Origin of the sequence: Haloarcula amylovorans (assembly GCF_004681185.1) — an archaeon.
Taxonomy (GTDB): domain Archaea; phylum Halobacteriota; class Halobacteria; order Halobacteriales; family Haloarculaceae; genus Haloarcula; species Haloarcula amylovorans.
The window spans coordinates 11,435-24,658 of record NZ_SRIF01000007.1 but is presented as its reverse complement, the minus strand read 5'-3'; the positions used below and the strand labels follow the sequence as shown (position 1 = coordinate 24,658).

Below are 13,224 nucleotides of genomic sequence, written 5' to 3'. Positions count from 1 at the left end.
TGGAAGGGTCCCGTCGCAGGTGCGAAGGAGTTAGATCGCGACCGGGGGAATATTTAAGAAATGCCCCGTATATGCCTTCGAACGAGATGCCCAGACTGAACGGTGGCGAGATTATCGCCAAGTACCTAGAGAAAGAGGGCGTCGAGTACCTCGTCGGTATTCCCGGTCACGGGAGTACGAACCTACTTGACGCCTTCAACGATTCAGACGTAGAAGTCATCCAACCACGACACGAGGAGGGCGCGACACACCTCGCGGACGGCTACGCCCGCGCGAGCGGTGAGCCGCTGGCCGTCTTCACCTCCATCGGGCCGGGTGCGACCAACACCGTCACCGGCGCGGCGACGGCCTACGTCGATTCCATCCCGATGGTCATCTTCACCGGCGCGCCACAGACCCACGAGTACGGCGAGGGAATCCTCCAAGAGATCGAGCGCCAGAAGCCCGGCGACTTCCCCAGCGTGATGGAACCCGTCACCAAGCAGAGCTTCGTCGTCGACGACGTCGAGCGTCTCCCGCGTATCCTTCGGCGCGCGTTCCAGGTCGCGCTCTCCGGGCGGCCCGGCCCGGTCCACGTCGACGTGCCGATGGACGTCCAGGGCGCGGCCGCCGACGTCGAACTGCCCGAACCGACCCAGTCCCGACCCCACAGCCGTCCCGGTGGCGACCCGCGAACGGTTTCCGACGCTGCGGAACTGCTCGAAAACGCCGAGCGACCGGTCATCGTCCCCGGCGGCGGGACGATGATCGCCGAGGCGTGGGACGAGGTGCAAGATCTCGCAGAACACCTCCAAGCTCCCGTCATCCCCACCTTCCAGTCGAAGGGAATCATTCCCGAGGACCACGACCTCTTTGTCGGCTACGCGGGCTGGATCGGCTCGACGGCGGGCAACGAACTCGCCACCAACGCCGACGTGGTACTCGCAGTGGGCTGTCGGTTTACCGATATGCACACCTCTTCGTTCGAGGAGGGCGTCAGCTTCAATATTCCGCCGAGCAAGTTGATTCACGTCGACATCGACCCCAAGGAGATCGGCAAGAACTACCCGGTCGAGGTCGGCATTCAGGGCGACGCGAAGGTGGTCACGCGCCAGATAGCCGAGGAACTCCAGGAGCGCATGGACCCGGTCTCGACGGAGGACAACGAGTACTACGACGAGATTCAGAGCCGCTGGGAGGAGTGGGAGTCGATGGTCGCCGAGCGCTGGGAGGACGACGCGGTGCCGATGAGTATCTCCCGAGCCATCGCCAGCCTCCGCGAAGTCTTACCGCGTGAGGGCGTCGTCGTCTCTAGCGCTGGCCAGCCACAGGAGACCGTGAATCCGGAGTTCCCGGTGTACGAGCCCCGAACCAACATCTCCTGTGGCGGGTTCTCGACGATGGGCTTCGGCGTCTCGGCGGCCATCGGCGCGAAACTCGCCAAGCCCGATAGCCCGGTGGTCGACGTCGAGGGCGACGGGAGCTTCATGATGTGCAATCAGGAGGTCGCGTGTGCGGTCCAACACGACATCGACGTGACTTACCTCATCGTCAACAACCACGGCTGGAAGTCCATTCGGAACTTACAGGTCGATAAGTACGGCTGGGACCGCGTGCTGGACACGGAGTTCAACGGGGAGAACGACATCGACTTCATGTCGATGGCGGATGGCTTCGGCGTCGAGTTCGCCGAACGCGTCGTCAAGCCGGAGAACCTGAACGGCGCTCTCGAAGACGCTATTGCCCACGACGGCCCGGCTATCGTCGAAGCGATGGTCGAACCGGACAACCCAGACTCCGGAGCCATCGTCACCGGCGAGTGGGACCTCGCCGACCTCGAAAAGTAAGCCGCCAGCAGCGTTTCGTTTTTCTCTCGGACATAGACGATCGCAGCGGCCCTTCCTCATTGGGACAAGGTGTTTTCCGCCGATGTGCTGTTAGACGGCGTCACCAGTGTTCTGCAGACTGTACGTCGAGGTGGCAGTAGTCCAGGTCAATAGCTATCTTCATGGTAGCATGTCCCTCTTCGCCGGTCCACGTGTACGTCTCGGAACCGAGTTGTGTAGTGGTATCGAATATGCTAGCGGCATGCTCCACCCGAATATAGTGCGGTGTAGTCCGTCGCTTAGAAGGTTTGCCAGCCGCCGTCTACGTACACCATCTCGCCGGTGACATAGTCGGCCTGGTCGCTGGCGAGAAAGAGCACTGTCGGCGCGATGTCTTCGGGGTATCCCGGGCGGTCGAGCGGGATGGGTTTCAACAGGTCGTCGGCGGCGACGGACTCCTCCTTCTTCTCGGCTCCGGAGCCGAATTCGGTGGCGATGTGGCCCGGTGCGACGGCGTTGACCCGGACATCGTCGTCGGCCAGTTCCAGCGCCGCCCCGCGCGTCATCATCCTGATCGCGCCCTTCGTGGAGTCGTAGGGAATCTGGTTGGGCTGAGCGTGCGTCGCGCTGATAGAGGCCGTGTTGACGATGACGCCGCCGTCGCCTCGCTCTCGCATGTCGGCCGCGGCCGCCTGCATGCCGAAGAAGACGCCGTTCGTGTTGACGCCGTGAATAGTCTCGAAGGTGTTCTGGTCGACCGAGAAGAGGTCGCCGCGGGTGAACCAGCCGGCGTTGTTCACCAATACGTCCACGCCGCCGTACTCGCGGGCGGCTTCGACGACGGCAGCGAGGTCGTCTGGATTCGAGATGTCGGTCTCGGCATATTCGGCGCTTCCGCCTGCCGCCTCGATCGCCTCGTGGGTCGGTCGCTCGGCGTCGGCATCCTTCGGGTCGGGGTCGATGTCCGCGTTCAACACCGCTGCTCCCGCCTCTCCGAAGGTGAGTGCGATGGCTCGGCCGATGCCGGAACTGCCGCCGGTGACGATGACAGTCTCTCCTGCAAAGTCGAAGTTGACACGTCCCATACTTCCAGCGTTCGACGCGACTCAGATAAGCGTTTGGTGACGGCGCTAGCGGCCAGCCCTGCGCCGTTTGCGCGTGCGTAACGCCTATATGGATTCACACAGTCGGTCTGCATGTATGACAAGCAAGCAAGAGCAGTCGCCAGCGGCGACTGCCGTACCCGACACCGTGCAGAACTACGTCGGCGGCAAGTGGCGCTCCGTCGAGAGCGACGACGGCCAGTCGCTCGTCAACCCGGCGACGGGTGAGACGCTGGCGGACGTACCGTACTCCACCGCGGAGACGGTCGACGAAGCGGTCCGGACAGCTACTGACGCCTTCGAAGACTGGCGGGCGACCTCGCCGGTCGACCGCGTCCAGTACCTCTTCGACCTCAAGCAGGAACTCGAAGACCGCCAAGAGGACATCGCACAGGCGCTCACGCGCGAACACGGCAAGACGCTGGCCGAAGGTCGCGGTGAGATTCGTCGCGGCATCGAGAACGTCGAAGTCGCCGCGGGCATTCCGAACATGCTCCGAGAGGGCAGCGGCAACGTCGAGGGCATCGGCACGAACATGGACGAACACGCCGTTCGCCAGCCACTTGGCGTCTTCACGGCCATCACGCCCTTCAACTTCCCGGCGATGATTCCGCTGTGGTTCCTGCCCTACGCCGTCGCCACGGGCAACACGTTCATCCTCAAGCCCAGCGAGAAGGTGCCGTTAAGCTCCCAGCTCATCTTCGAGGCCGTCGACGCCGTGGACTTCCCCGACGGCGTCGTCAATCTCGTCAACGGGAGCGCCGACACAGTGAACGCGCTACTGGAACACGACGACATCGCCGGCGTCTCCTTCGTCGGTTCGACGCCCGTCGCTCAGCACATCTACGAGACGGCCGCCGAACACGGCAAGCGCGTCCAGGCACAGGGCGGCGCGAAGAACTACGCCGTCGTCTCCGAGGACGCTGAACTCGAACAGTCGGTCCCGAACATCATCGGCTCCGTCTACGGTAATGCGGGCCAGCGCTGTCTCGCCAACGATGTCGTCGTCGGTATCGGCGACTCCTACGACGAGTTGCGCGAGGAAGTTCTCGACGACGTCGACGACCTGACAGTGGGTAACGGTCTCGACGAGGACACCGACGTTGGGCCGCTCATCACGGGCGAATCCGCCGACCGCGTCGTCGAGATGATCGAGAACGCCATCGACGAAGGCGCGGACCTCGTCGTGGACGGTCGGGACTTCGAGCATCCGGACTACCCCGAGGGGAACTTCCTCGGGCCGACGCTTTTAGAGAACGTCACGACGGATATGGACATCACCCAGACCGAAATATTCGGCCCGGTGATGGCCCTGACGAAGGTCGAGGACTTAGACGAGGCCATCGAGATGGTCAACAGCACGGAGTACGGCAACGCGTCGTCGCTATACACCGAGAACGGCGCGGAAGCCCGGAAGTACCGCTACGAGGTGGACGCGGGCAACATCGGCATCAACGTCGGCGTCTGTGCGCCGATGGGCTTCTTCCACTTCGGTGGTCGGAAGGGGTCGTTCTTCGGCGACCTCCACGCGCAAGGCGAGGACGCCGTGAACTTCTACACCGACAAGACCATTGAGATACAGAGGTGGTTCACTAATAACTGAACTCACTCAACAGCGACCCCAGCTACCCTTTCACGATCCCGACGCTGTTTTTGATGCGACGCTCAAAGTATGATAATGGCCTGAGAAAAGAGCGACTAATTCAGTCTGACGAGACGACAACAGTATCGTCGAGTGAGTCCTCATATTCGTCAATGGCCTCGTCAACGCCTTCCATCAGCAGTGAGATATCTTTCCCGGCGATGAGGAAGTCGAATCCTTGGCCCATGCGGGTCTCAATGGCATCGGTATCGACGGTTAGCGTGCCGACGGGCGTCCCGGCCTTGTTTCCGGCTTCGATCACAGATTTGACCGCGTCAGCGAACTCGTCGGTATCCCATTCAGCAAACATACCGATTGCCGCCGAGAGGTCGGCCGGGCCGACGAACAGCGCATCGATGCCATCAACGTGCGCAATTTCTTCAGCGTTTTCGAGGCCTTCCTCGGTTTCTATCTGAGCGATAGTAAGGATGGAACCGTTGGCATTGTCGACGTACTTCTGGAAGTTACGACCGTACCCCGTCGCGCGGCTACCAGCGATACCGCGGATTCCTTCTGGTGGATAGCGCAACGATCGGACGAGTTTGCGGGCTTCCTCGGCATTGTCTATCATTGGGACCATAACGCCAGCGATGCCAATATCTATGACGCGCTTTAGGCGAACTGAGTCGTTCCACGGGACCCGCACAACGGCATCTGTCTCGCTCGATGTAGCATCAACCGCACGAGCCATGCCTTCTACGGTTTCGAGCGACATTGTCGTGTGTTCCATATCGACGAGGAGGAAGTCTAAGTCAAGCTGTGCTAGACCCTCTGCAACTGCAGGATGACCGACGGAAGTCCACGTTCCGAGGGGGTGGTCGCCATCTTCGATTGCGTCCTTGATGTGTGTCATGGATGATTTCAAGGTAGCTAGTACTGTCCGCTGCTATCAGACACTGGACAGGCTAGGCAGCCTCTTTAGCCAAATATCTATAGGAAGGTACAAAAGCGTATGGGGTTTTAAGGTCATGTTTAGTTTGGAACAATGTGACCGCGAACAAAGCTCTACAACCAGCTCTCGGCAGTCTCTGGTTTATCATAGCTGATGCAGTTCGAAAACGGCAAGGTTCGATGTCCGCTAGTATGACGGCATCGAACCGGATTAGAAGAGGTTCGAGAGGCAGGTCCCAACATAGTTGACGGCTATTCAAGGAGTGTAACTCTCATTTGTATGATGAATGGGGGCTCGAAACAGAAGTCGCGGTCGACCGCATCGTAGACGACTTAGAGGTGAGCCGGCCTCGATGCAACCTATATTAGTCTACTTTCACTACAATGGAACCCCAAAACGACACGACCAGCGAACAGTGGTTTACGCGACCAGTGCTGTCTGGTCGCGGATCTGACTTTCTGACGGAAGATCTTGGAAGTGTCGAAGAGTTCAAAAATATTGTTCAGCCTCCATTTTTACAAGGACAAGTGAATAGCAGAGCACCAGCGTTGCCATGAGCGGGATAAGGAGGCCACGAAGGCTGACCTCGGCCATCTCTTCTACGAGCAAGTCGCCGTTCATTTCGCTGCTGGTATTTGCGACCTGCGATACGACTAGCATTTTATTACGATAGTTCGGGGTATCGGAAGGTATAACATGGTAACCGATAAAACACGAATCGATGCGAACCGGCCCCGTCACGAAACAGCACCAAGAAGTGTGGACGTGGCCGCGCCAGCTTGATCGCATACTTAGATAGGTACGAACATGTACGAGGACTTCGCTTCGAAACTGGCAGCGACGATGTGGACTGACTTCGACGAGACGCCCCGCCGGGCGGACGGTCCCACAGCAGAGATAACCGACCTAAACACAGTGGTCATCGACGGGAACTTCCCGTGGACCATCGTCACCGTCGAAACTGACAAAGGCGTTACCGGCATCGGCGAGGCATATCCCTCCCCGGGCGTCCACGAGATTATTACCGACTATCTCCGGCCCGTCTTAGTCGGCGAGAACCCGACCGACGTCGAACGACTGTACAACCTCATGCGCGGGAGTCTCTCGGGTCGTGGCTCACAGGAAGGCGTCGGTACCATTGCTATCAGCGGCGTTGAGATCGCCCTATGGGACGCCGCCGGAAAACTGCTGGACCAGCCGGTGTATCAGCTATTGGGCGGAAAGACCCGCGAGGAAGTCGTCGTCTACGCGGACTGCCACGCTGGGGAGGCAATGGTCGAGTCCGCCGAGGAAGGCCAGGAGGACTCGACGTACGAACCTGAAGCGTACGCGAAAGCCGCCAGAGCGGCCGTCGAGGACGGCTTCGACATCGTCAAATTCGACCTCGACGTGCCCTCGGGCCGCGAGGTCGATACGCTCTCGCGGCACTTCGACCCGCCCGAGATCGACCACAAGAAGCGCGTCGTCGAGGCCGTCACCGACGAAATCGGTCACGACGCCGAGGTGGCCGTGGACCTCCACTGGAACTTCAGTCCCGAGACCGCAGAGCGACTCTGTCGCGCGCTCGAACCGTACGACCTCGCGTGGATAGAGGACCCCTTGCCGCCGGAGAACACCGACGCGATGCGGGAACTGAAGCGCCGCGTCGACGCGACTATCCTGACCGGCGAGAATCGCTACGGCCGCCACGGCTTTCGAGACCTCATCGAAGAGCAAGGCGTAGACTTCCTTGCACCGGACGTACCCAAGACGGGCGGCATTGCCGAGACGAAGAAGGTCGCGGAGATGGCCGAGACGTATTACCAAGCGCTCGTCCCGCACAACGTCGGAAGCCCGGTCGCCACCGCTGCAACCGCACATGTCGGGGCGACAGTGCCGAACTTTGTTGCCCTCGAATATCACGCCCGCGAGGTCCCATGGTGGGAGGACCTGCTGGCCCGCGAGGAGGACTTCATCCAGAACGGCCGCATTCAGGTGCCAGACGCGCCGGGACTAGGCATCGAACTTGACTGGGACGTCATCGAACAACACTGCAAGGAGTAGCACCAGTTTCGCTTTTTCAGCACAGACCTATATACGAACTCTGAATGTACTTTTCAGTGGAGAAGGACAAACAGTGGTGGTCGAGTCGGCTGAACTATGGGGCTTCGCCGCGGGACATTCTGAAGAGGTCAATGATGACTTGGAGGTCCTTGCCTAACTCGATGAGAAAGCTTGTGGCCCGCGTAGACGCGCGGAACGTTGTGTCTATCCACAAGCTATTTTAGACTAACAGATGACTGACACTCAGCGTAAATTTACTCTATTCATGTCGGTGGTTCTGTCCATTCTTCCCCATTGTCCACAGGGACATAACCAATCCGAGCCCGCGCGTGTTCCAAATCGAACCACCGACGGCGATTGTCGCTCACCCCGTGAAACACGTCAAATTCGACATTGTTGTCCTGCAGAGACCGGTCGACCAACTGAGCAAAATCACGGCGAGAATGCCACATCGCCTTCATTCGAGCGACTCCCTGTTCATATTCTTCGCTCCCTCGCTCTATCTCCCCATTTTCGACATCCCGTTCAGCACCACCATATGGGTGGTCATATTTTGACTCTAATACGGTACAGATACGGAGCGCATAGAACTGCTTCGGATATTCGTAATTTTCGACGTAGTACCGACCGAGATCTTCACCGAAACTTTTTGAAACACCGTACTGCGAGTCCGGACGAACGGGATCTGTATGGGTAAGGACAAGATTGCTGTTGAGCGAATAGAGCTCCGGAGAAAGTTCATCTTCATAGAGCCCCATTACGTGGTTCGACGACCCGAAGACAAATGACTCAACTTCCTGCTTTCGTGCGGCTTCAAGCGCATTATACATTCCTATGATGTTTGGCTCAAGGATATCGTCCCACGTTCCATCTGTATATGGATAAGCTGCAAGATGGACAATAGCGTCTTGGTTTTGAACCGCTGCCGTAAGTTTTTCTTCATTTGCCACATCCCCGACGATGGTCTTGTATCCGCCGTAAGGGTGGTCTTCCGGTCGATCGGACCGATTGTAGTAGGTAAAATCGTATGTTTCGTGGTCGTGGAGATGGTCAATAATAGCGGTACCACAGCGTCCATAGGCGCCAGTCACTAACACGTTCATACGAATCACAAGTAAGGCCTGAGATAAATAACCGGTTGCTTTACTCTCAGGGGCCCATGGTGGTACAATTCCTGTGTAACAGAATAGTGGTGAAGAACAGGTGACATTAACGGGATAGGGTAGATAACGTATGGTATTGCTGAAATCTTCCAAAATGTATTTGTGTGATATCCGTGTTGAACGAAGCGAACTATGGAGTATAACGTCCGTGATTATGGAGCGATAGGTGACGGAGAGACACTAGATACAGTATCGGTCCAAGACGCGATTGACGAATGTACTGAGGCTGGAGGCGGGACCGTCTGTGTTCCCGCTGGTGACTACAGAGTTGGCACCATCCAGTTGAAAAGCAATGTGGCACTATTCCTGGCTAGTGGTGCAACGTTAATTGGTAGCACGGAGGAGGAGGATTATCATTCCGGGGGCACACCGATGACATCTCTTCTCGTTTCGAAGGGTGCGGAGAACATAGCTATCAGAGGAGATGGTGTCATTGACGCTCAAGGAAGCGAATTCATGGATATGAATGACGTATTCACCCCCAGTCATGATCCAGCAGCGATGACGGCAGAGCACAGTGCTCGCCAAGGTGAGGACTACTTGGATCCGAAATGGGGAACTGAGGACGGGCCAGTTCGTCCGTTGGAATGGCGACCGGATCGTGTATTGTATTTCCATGAGTGTGACCGGGTGAAAATTCAGGGGGTCACTATTCAGAACGCTCCCAACTGGACGCTCCATTTCCTCGGGTGCAAAGACTTGCGTATCACTGGGATAAACATCTACAACGACCTGCGGATTCCGAACACAGACGGAATTAATCCAGATCTCTGTGAAAATATCCATATCTCTGACTGTACAGTCATTACCGGCGACGATGCCATCTGTCCAAAGGCTACGGAGGGACTAGGATATGAGGGATCATTGGAAAATCTCACTGTCACCAACTGTATCTTGAGGTCGCGGTCCTCAGCTATCAAATTCGGGTCCGCCACTGCGCATGATATAGAGAACTGCACCTTCGAAAATATCATCGTGCGTGGATCAAACCGCGGTCTCGCAATTCAACACCGTGACTCAGGGTCCATTAGGAACATCTCGTTTTCGAATATAGTAGTCGAAACGCAGCTGCATACGGGACACTGGTGGGGGAAAGCTGAACCAATTTGGGTGACATCTATCCCACGTCACGAAGGTCACGATATTGGTAGTGTGGAAAATATACGATTCACCAACGTCAACGCAACAAGTGAGAGTGGTATCGTCGTCTACGGGACCCCCGAGAGTAGAATCAGAGATGTCGAACTCGATGGAGTATCGGTAGCAGTCACAGATAGTGCTAAAAGCGACGCAAGCGGCGGGAATTTCGACTTCCGACCGACTTCTCTCTTCCCACCTGTATTCGAGAGCGAAATTCCAGGTTTCTACGCTGAATACGTTCAGGATCTAGATATCGATAGTTTCCACATCGAATGGGAAGAAGATATCGCTCAGTATCACTCTCATGCTGTAGAATGCGAGTCAGTTGAGGACCTCCTCATTGAGAACTTCAAGGGTAAGCAGGCACCTAGATCTCCAGATAAAGCTTCCCTAGCATTCCGTGATACATCAGACATCACGATTCGAGGTTCGAAAGCATTGCATGGGACAAAAACATTCATCGAAATTTCCGATAGCAATGATGCTCGTCTATTCGCAAACAACGACCTCACGAATGCCGAAACAGCATTTCAGGGAGATGGTGAGGCGTTCATGAAAAGCGGAAATATACTACCTGCTCCGTAGGGAGTCACACGTCGTCTATAATATAGAATCATGCATAGGGTTCTTTGCTGATGGCACCCCACTGTCGCGGTTTTTCTATCACTCCTCTTAGACAATAGACTACTAGTGCAATCGTAGCATGCTTTTGTGGATGGCTTGAAGACTTGACGGCTTAGTTTGAGGTGAATACGCTACCGAAACTGAGCGACCGACTAAGTAGGGGCTGAAACTGTCTCGCAGGAAGTAGTACCCACTGTATATTTCGACACACTTTAGACGGATAATTGCCATATATCCTTAGCTGCCTGTTCAAAATGGTATTTACCATATAGTAGTGGAAATCAGTCGGGCCTTATTGTCAGAGTGGTTTTCACAGTTCGCTGTTGTCCTTGTAGGCGCCACTGTAGTAGGGTAATGACGAGACAGCTGAGAGCCTTTCCCGGAACCAAAGCTTTATCCATAAAGGACATACATTTATGTCATATGGGAAACCTACGACTTGAGGGTATAACGAAAGAATTTGATGCTGGGAAAATAGTCGCTGTAGATGATATAAATATTGATGTAGAAGATGGAGAATTTATAACTCTGGTTGGGCCTTCTGGCTGTGGAAAAACGACGACGCTCCGAATGATTGCCGGTCTTGAAACCCCAACAGAGGGCAGTATATATATAAATGAAGATGACGTGACTGATACCTCTGCCCGACATCGAGACATTGCTATGGTCTTTCAAAATTATGCCCTGTATCCGCAGAAAACTGTCGGAGAAAATATGGAGTTCGGACTTAGAATGAGTACTGACCTCAATTCGAATGAACGGCAAGATAAGATACGCTGGGCTGCGGAGATGATGGGAATTGAAGAGTTATTGGACGACAAACCGGATGAACTCTCTGGAGGACAAAAACAACGCGTTGCACTTGGCAGAGCGATTGTGAGGGAACCTGAGGTGTTCCTCTTTGACGAGCCACTCAGCAATCTTGATGCGAAACTACGTACGACGATGCGGGCAGAGATTCAGCGACTCCAAGATGAACTAGGAATTACGTCTGTATACGTTACTCATGACCAAGAGGAAGCAATGACAATGGGTGATCGTATCGCTATACTCGACGACGGTAACCTACAACAGATAGGAAATCCCATAGAGGTGTACAACAATCCAGTCAATAGCTTCGTTGGAGGCTTCATCGGATCTCCTAGCATGAATTTCCTGCGTGGCCTCGTCTCGAAGAAGGGCGAAGAAATAGTCTTAGAGGGCATTGATCACGAATTCGAGTACCCCCTATCTCCAGAGATATATCATGAAATCGGTGATGATATCGTAGGAGAAGAAGTCACGCTCGGTGCCCGACCAGAAGATATTATGATCGTTAATAACGGACCGACGGATTCGTCACTTACGTCAAAAGTTAATGTTGTGGAGCCGCTCGGAGACGAAACTTACCTGTATCTTAGTTGGTCTGATGATTTCATAATGCGTGTGAGCTCAGATACAGAGATTGAATCTGGAGATACCATTCATTTCACGTTCGATGATAGTCACCTTCACCTCTTCTCGAAGGACGGTCATGCCCTATTGACCTCTACCTCTGAGAAACGCAACGAGAAAACCGATACTAGAGCCAGATCCAGCTCGTGATGTTCGATCAGTCACTATGAGGAGATAGCGGGATTTGACAACAGTAGAAATGCCCATATACGTTGTTGGATTATCCGGGCTATCCAGACTTCATAGTGAGGGAATGACCTCGTCGCCCATGACCTTGAAGAACGTCTCGGGCTCGGGGCTCGTGTTCCCGAGCGCGATGCGGTCGAAACCCATCTCGGCGTACGCGGAGAGCTGTCCGGCGATGTCCGACGGGTCGTCGGCGATGAGGAACTTGCCCTTGATCTCCTCTTCGGTAGCCTTCTCGCCTTCAGCTTCGATTTCCTTCGGGTTGGCCATCGCGCGGTCGAAGACGTTCTGGGTGGTCGCCCACCACGGTCGGGTCGCGTCCCGCGCCTTCTCGTAGTCTTCGTCGTAGGAGGCGATGACCAGCAGCGTCGTCTCGATTTGGTCGGGATCACGCCCCTCCTCGTCGGCGTAGCGGCGAATCGCAGGATACATCCTCTCAGTGTACTCTTCGCCCGTCTTGACAGTGATGAAGCCGTCACCGTACTCGCCGGTCAGCGAGGCGGTACTCGGTCCGTTGGCCGCGATTTGAATTTCAGGGCGCTCCTCGGGCATCGTGTACAACTTCGCGTCGTCAACGGTGAAGTGCTCGCCTTCGTAGCTGTAGAACTCGTCGTTCTCCCAGAGCCCGTGGACGATTTCGAGGGTCTCTTCGAGTCGGTCCCGCCGGACAGGGTAGTCGGGCCACTCGTGGCCCATTGGCTTCTCGTTCATCGCCTCGCCCGTCGAGAGGCCGAGGACGACGCGCTCGTCGTGCATCTCTTGGAGCGTGGCGAACGCTTGGGCCATCAGTGCGGGGTGGTAGTGTTCGCCCGCGGGCGTGACACAGGTGCCGATGGGGACGTCGATTCGCTCGGATGCCGCGCCGAGCCACGACCATGCGAAGCCGGCCTCGGCGTCCGTGTGGAACCACGGGTGGAAGTGATCGGAGGTCCAGACGAACTCAAAGCCGTTGTCGGCAGCGAGTTCTGAGAATCGCAGTAATTGCGAGGGGCTGTACTGCTCCTGATGGGCCATGTAATCGATGCTGACCATCGTGATTGTTCATGGCGTGGCGCGCGTAATATTGTTTCTCTTCAACTCCGCTCGAATCTCACAATCCTACGAGAACTGCGCCTTGTTCGTGAAATACGAACGTGGTATGTCGAGTTCTAAGTTGCCGCTTAGACCAGTTAAACCGGTTAGAGTGAGCTGG

The 13,224-nt window shown here is 56.0% G+C and carries 10 protein-coding genes; 5 read left to right on the top strand and 5 right to left on the bottom strand.

The features are described 5' to 3' along the window. The first annotated feature begins 86 nt into the window (after positions 1–86). On the top strand, positions 87–1,826 hold the full coding sequence (locus E4S61_RS19120) for a thiamine pyrophosphate-binding protein (RefSeq protein WP_135305544.1): 1,740 nt from the start codon (positions 87–89) through the stop codon (positions 1,824–1,826). Between the two features lie 278 nt (positions 1,827–2,104). Here the strand turns inward: E4S61_RS19120 and E4S61_RS19115 are convergent, their stop codons facing one another. Beyond that, positions 2,105–2,890, bottom strand: a complete 786-nt coding sequence (locus tag E4S61_RS19115) for an SDR family NAD(P)-dependent oxidoreductase (protein ID WP_135305543.1) — start codon at positions 2,888–2,890, stop codon at positions 2,105–2,107. Between the two features lie 115 nt (positions 2,891–3,005). Between E4S61_RS19115 and E4S61_RS19110 the strand changes: the two genes are divergently transcribed. Beyond that, positions 3,006–4,511, top strand: coding sequence for a CoA-acylating methylmalonate-semialdehyde dehydrogenase (locus tag E4S61_RS19110; RefSeq protein WP_135305542.1), 1,506 nt, complete (start codon positions 3,006–3,008; stop codon positions 4,509–4,511). 100 nt (positions 4,512–4,611) lie between these two features. On the opposite strand, the gene E4S61_RS19105 is transcribed toward E4S61_RS19110, so the two are convergent. Further along, a complete protein-coding gene (locus E4S61_RS19105) occupies positions 4,612–5,403 on the bottom strand; it encodes an HpcH/HpaI aldolase family protein (RefSeq protein WP_135305541.1) in 792 nt (263 codons plus the stop codon). A gap of 528 nt (positions 5,404–5,931) precedes the next feature. Then, positions 5,932–6,063, bottom strand: coding sequence for a hypothetical protein (locus E4S61_RS26570; RefSeq protein ID WP_280663819.1), 132 nt, complete (start codon positions 6,061–6,063; stop codon positions 5,932–5,934). A 186-nt stretch (positions 6,064–6,249) separates the two neighbouring features. Between E4S61_RS26570 and E4S61_RS19100 the strand changes: the two genes are divergently transcribed. After that, a complete protein-coding gene (locus E4S61_RS19100; RefSeq protein ID WP_135305540.1) occupies positions 6,250–7,485 on the top strand; it encodes a mandelate racemase/muconate lactonizing enzyme family protein in 1,236 nt (411 codons plus the stop codon). A gap of 263 nt (positions 7,486–7,748) precedes the next feature. On the opposite strand, the gene E4S61_RS19095 is transcribed toward E4S61_RS19100, so the two are convergent. Next, positions 7,749–8,588, bottom strand: coding sequence for an NAD-dependent epimerase/dehydratase family protein (locus tag E4S61_RS19095; protein WP_135305539.1), 840 nt, complete (start codon positions 8,586–8,588; stop codon positions 7,749–7,751). Positions 8,589–8,780: 192 nt separating this feature from the next. Between E4S61_RS19095 and E4S61_RS19090 the strand changes: the two genes are divergently transcribed. Further along, the gene (locus E4S61_RS19090; RefSeq protein WP_135305538.1) at positions 8,781–10,373 is read left to right on the top strand and encodes a glycoside hydrolase family 28 protein; all 1,593 of its coding nucleotides are present in this window, start codon (positions 8,781–8,783) and stop codon (positions 10,371–10,373) included. Between the two features lie 462 nt (positions 10,374–10,835). Continuing rightward, a complete protein-coding gene (locus E4S61_RS19085; protein ID WP_135305537.1) occupies positions 10,836–11,996 on the top strand; it encodes an ABC transporter ATP-binding protein in 1,161 nt (386 codons plus the stop codon). Between the two features lie 90 nt (positions 11,997–12,086). On the opposite strand, the gene E4S61_RS19080 is transcribed toward E4S61_RS19085, so the two are convergent. Then, positions 12,087–13,064, bottom strand: coding sequence for a TIGR03557 family F420-dependent LLM class oxidoreductase (locus E4S61_RS19080; protein WP_135305536.1), 978 nt, complete (start codon positions 13,062–13,064; stop codon positions 12,087–12,089). Positions 13,065–13,224 lie beyond the last annotated feature (160 nt).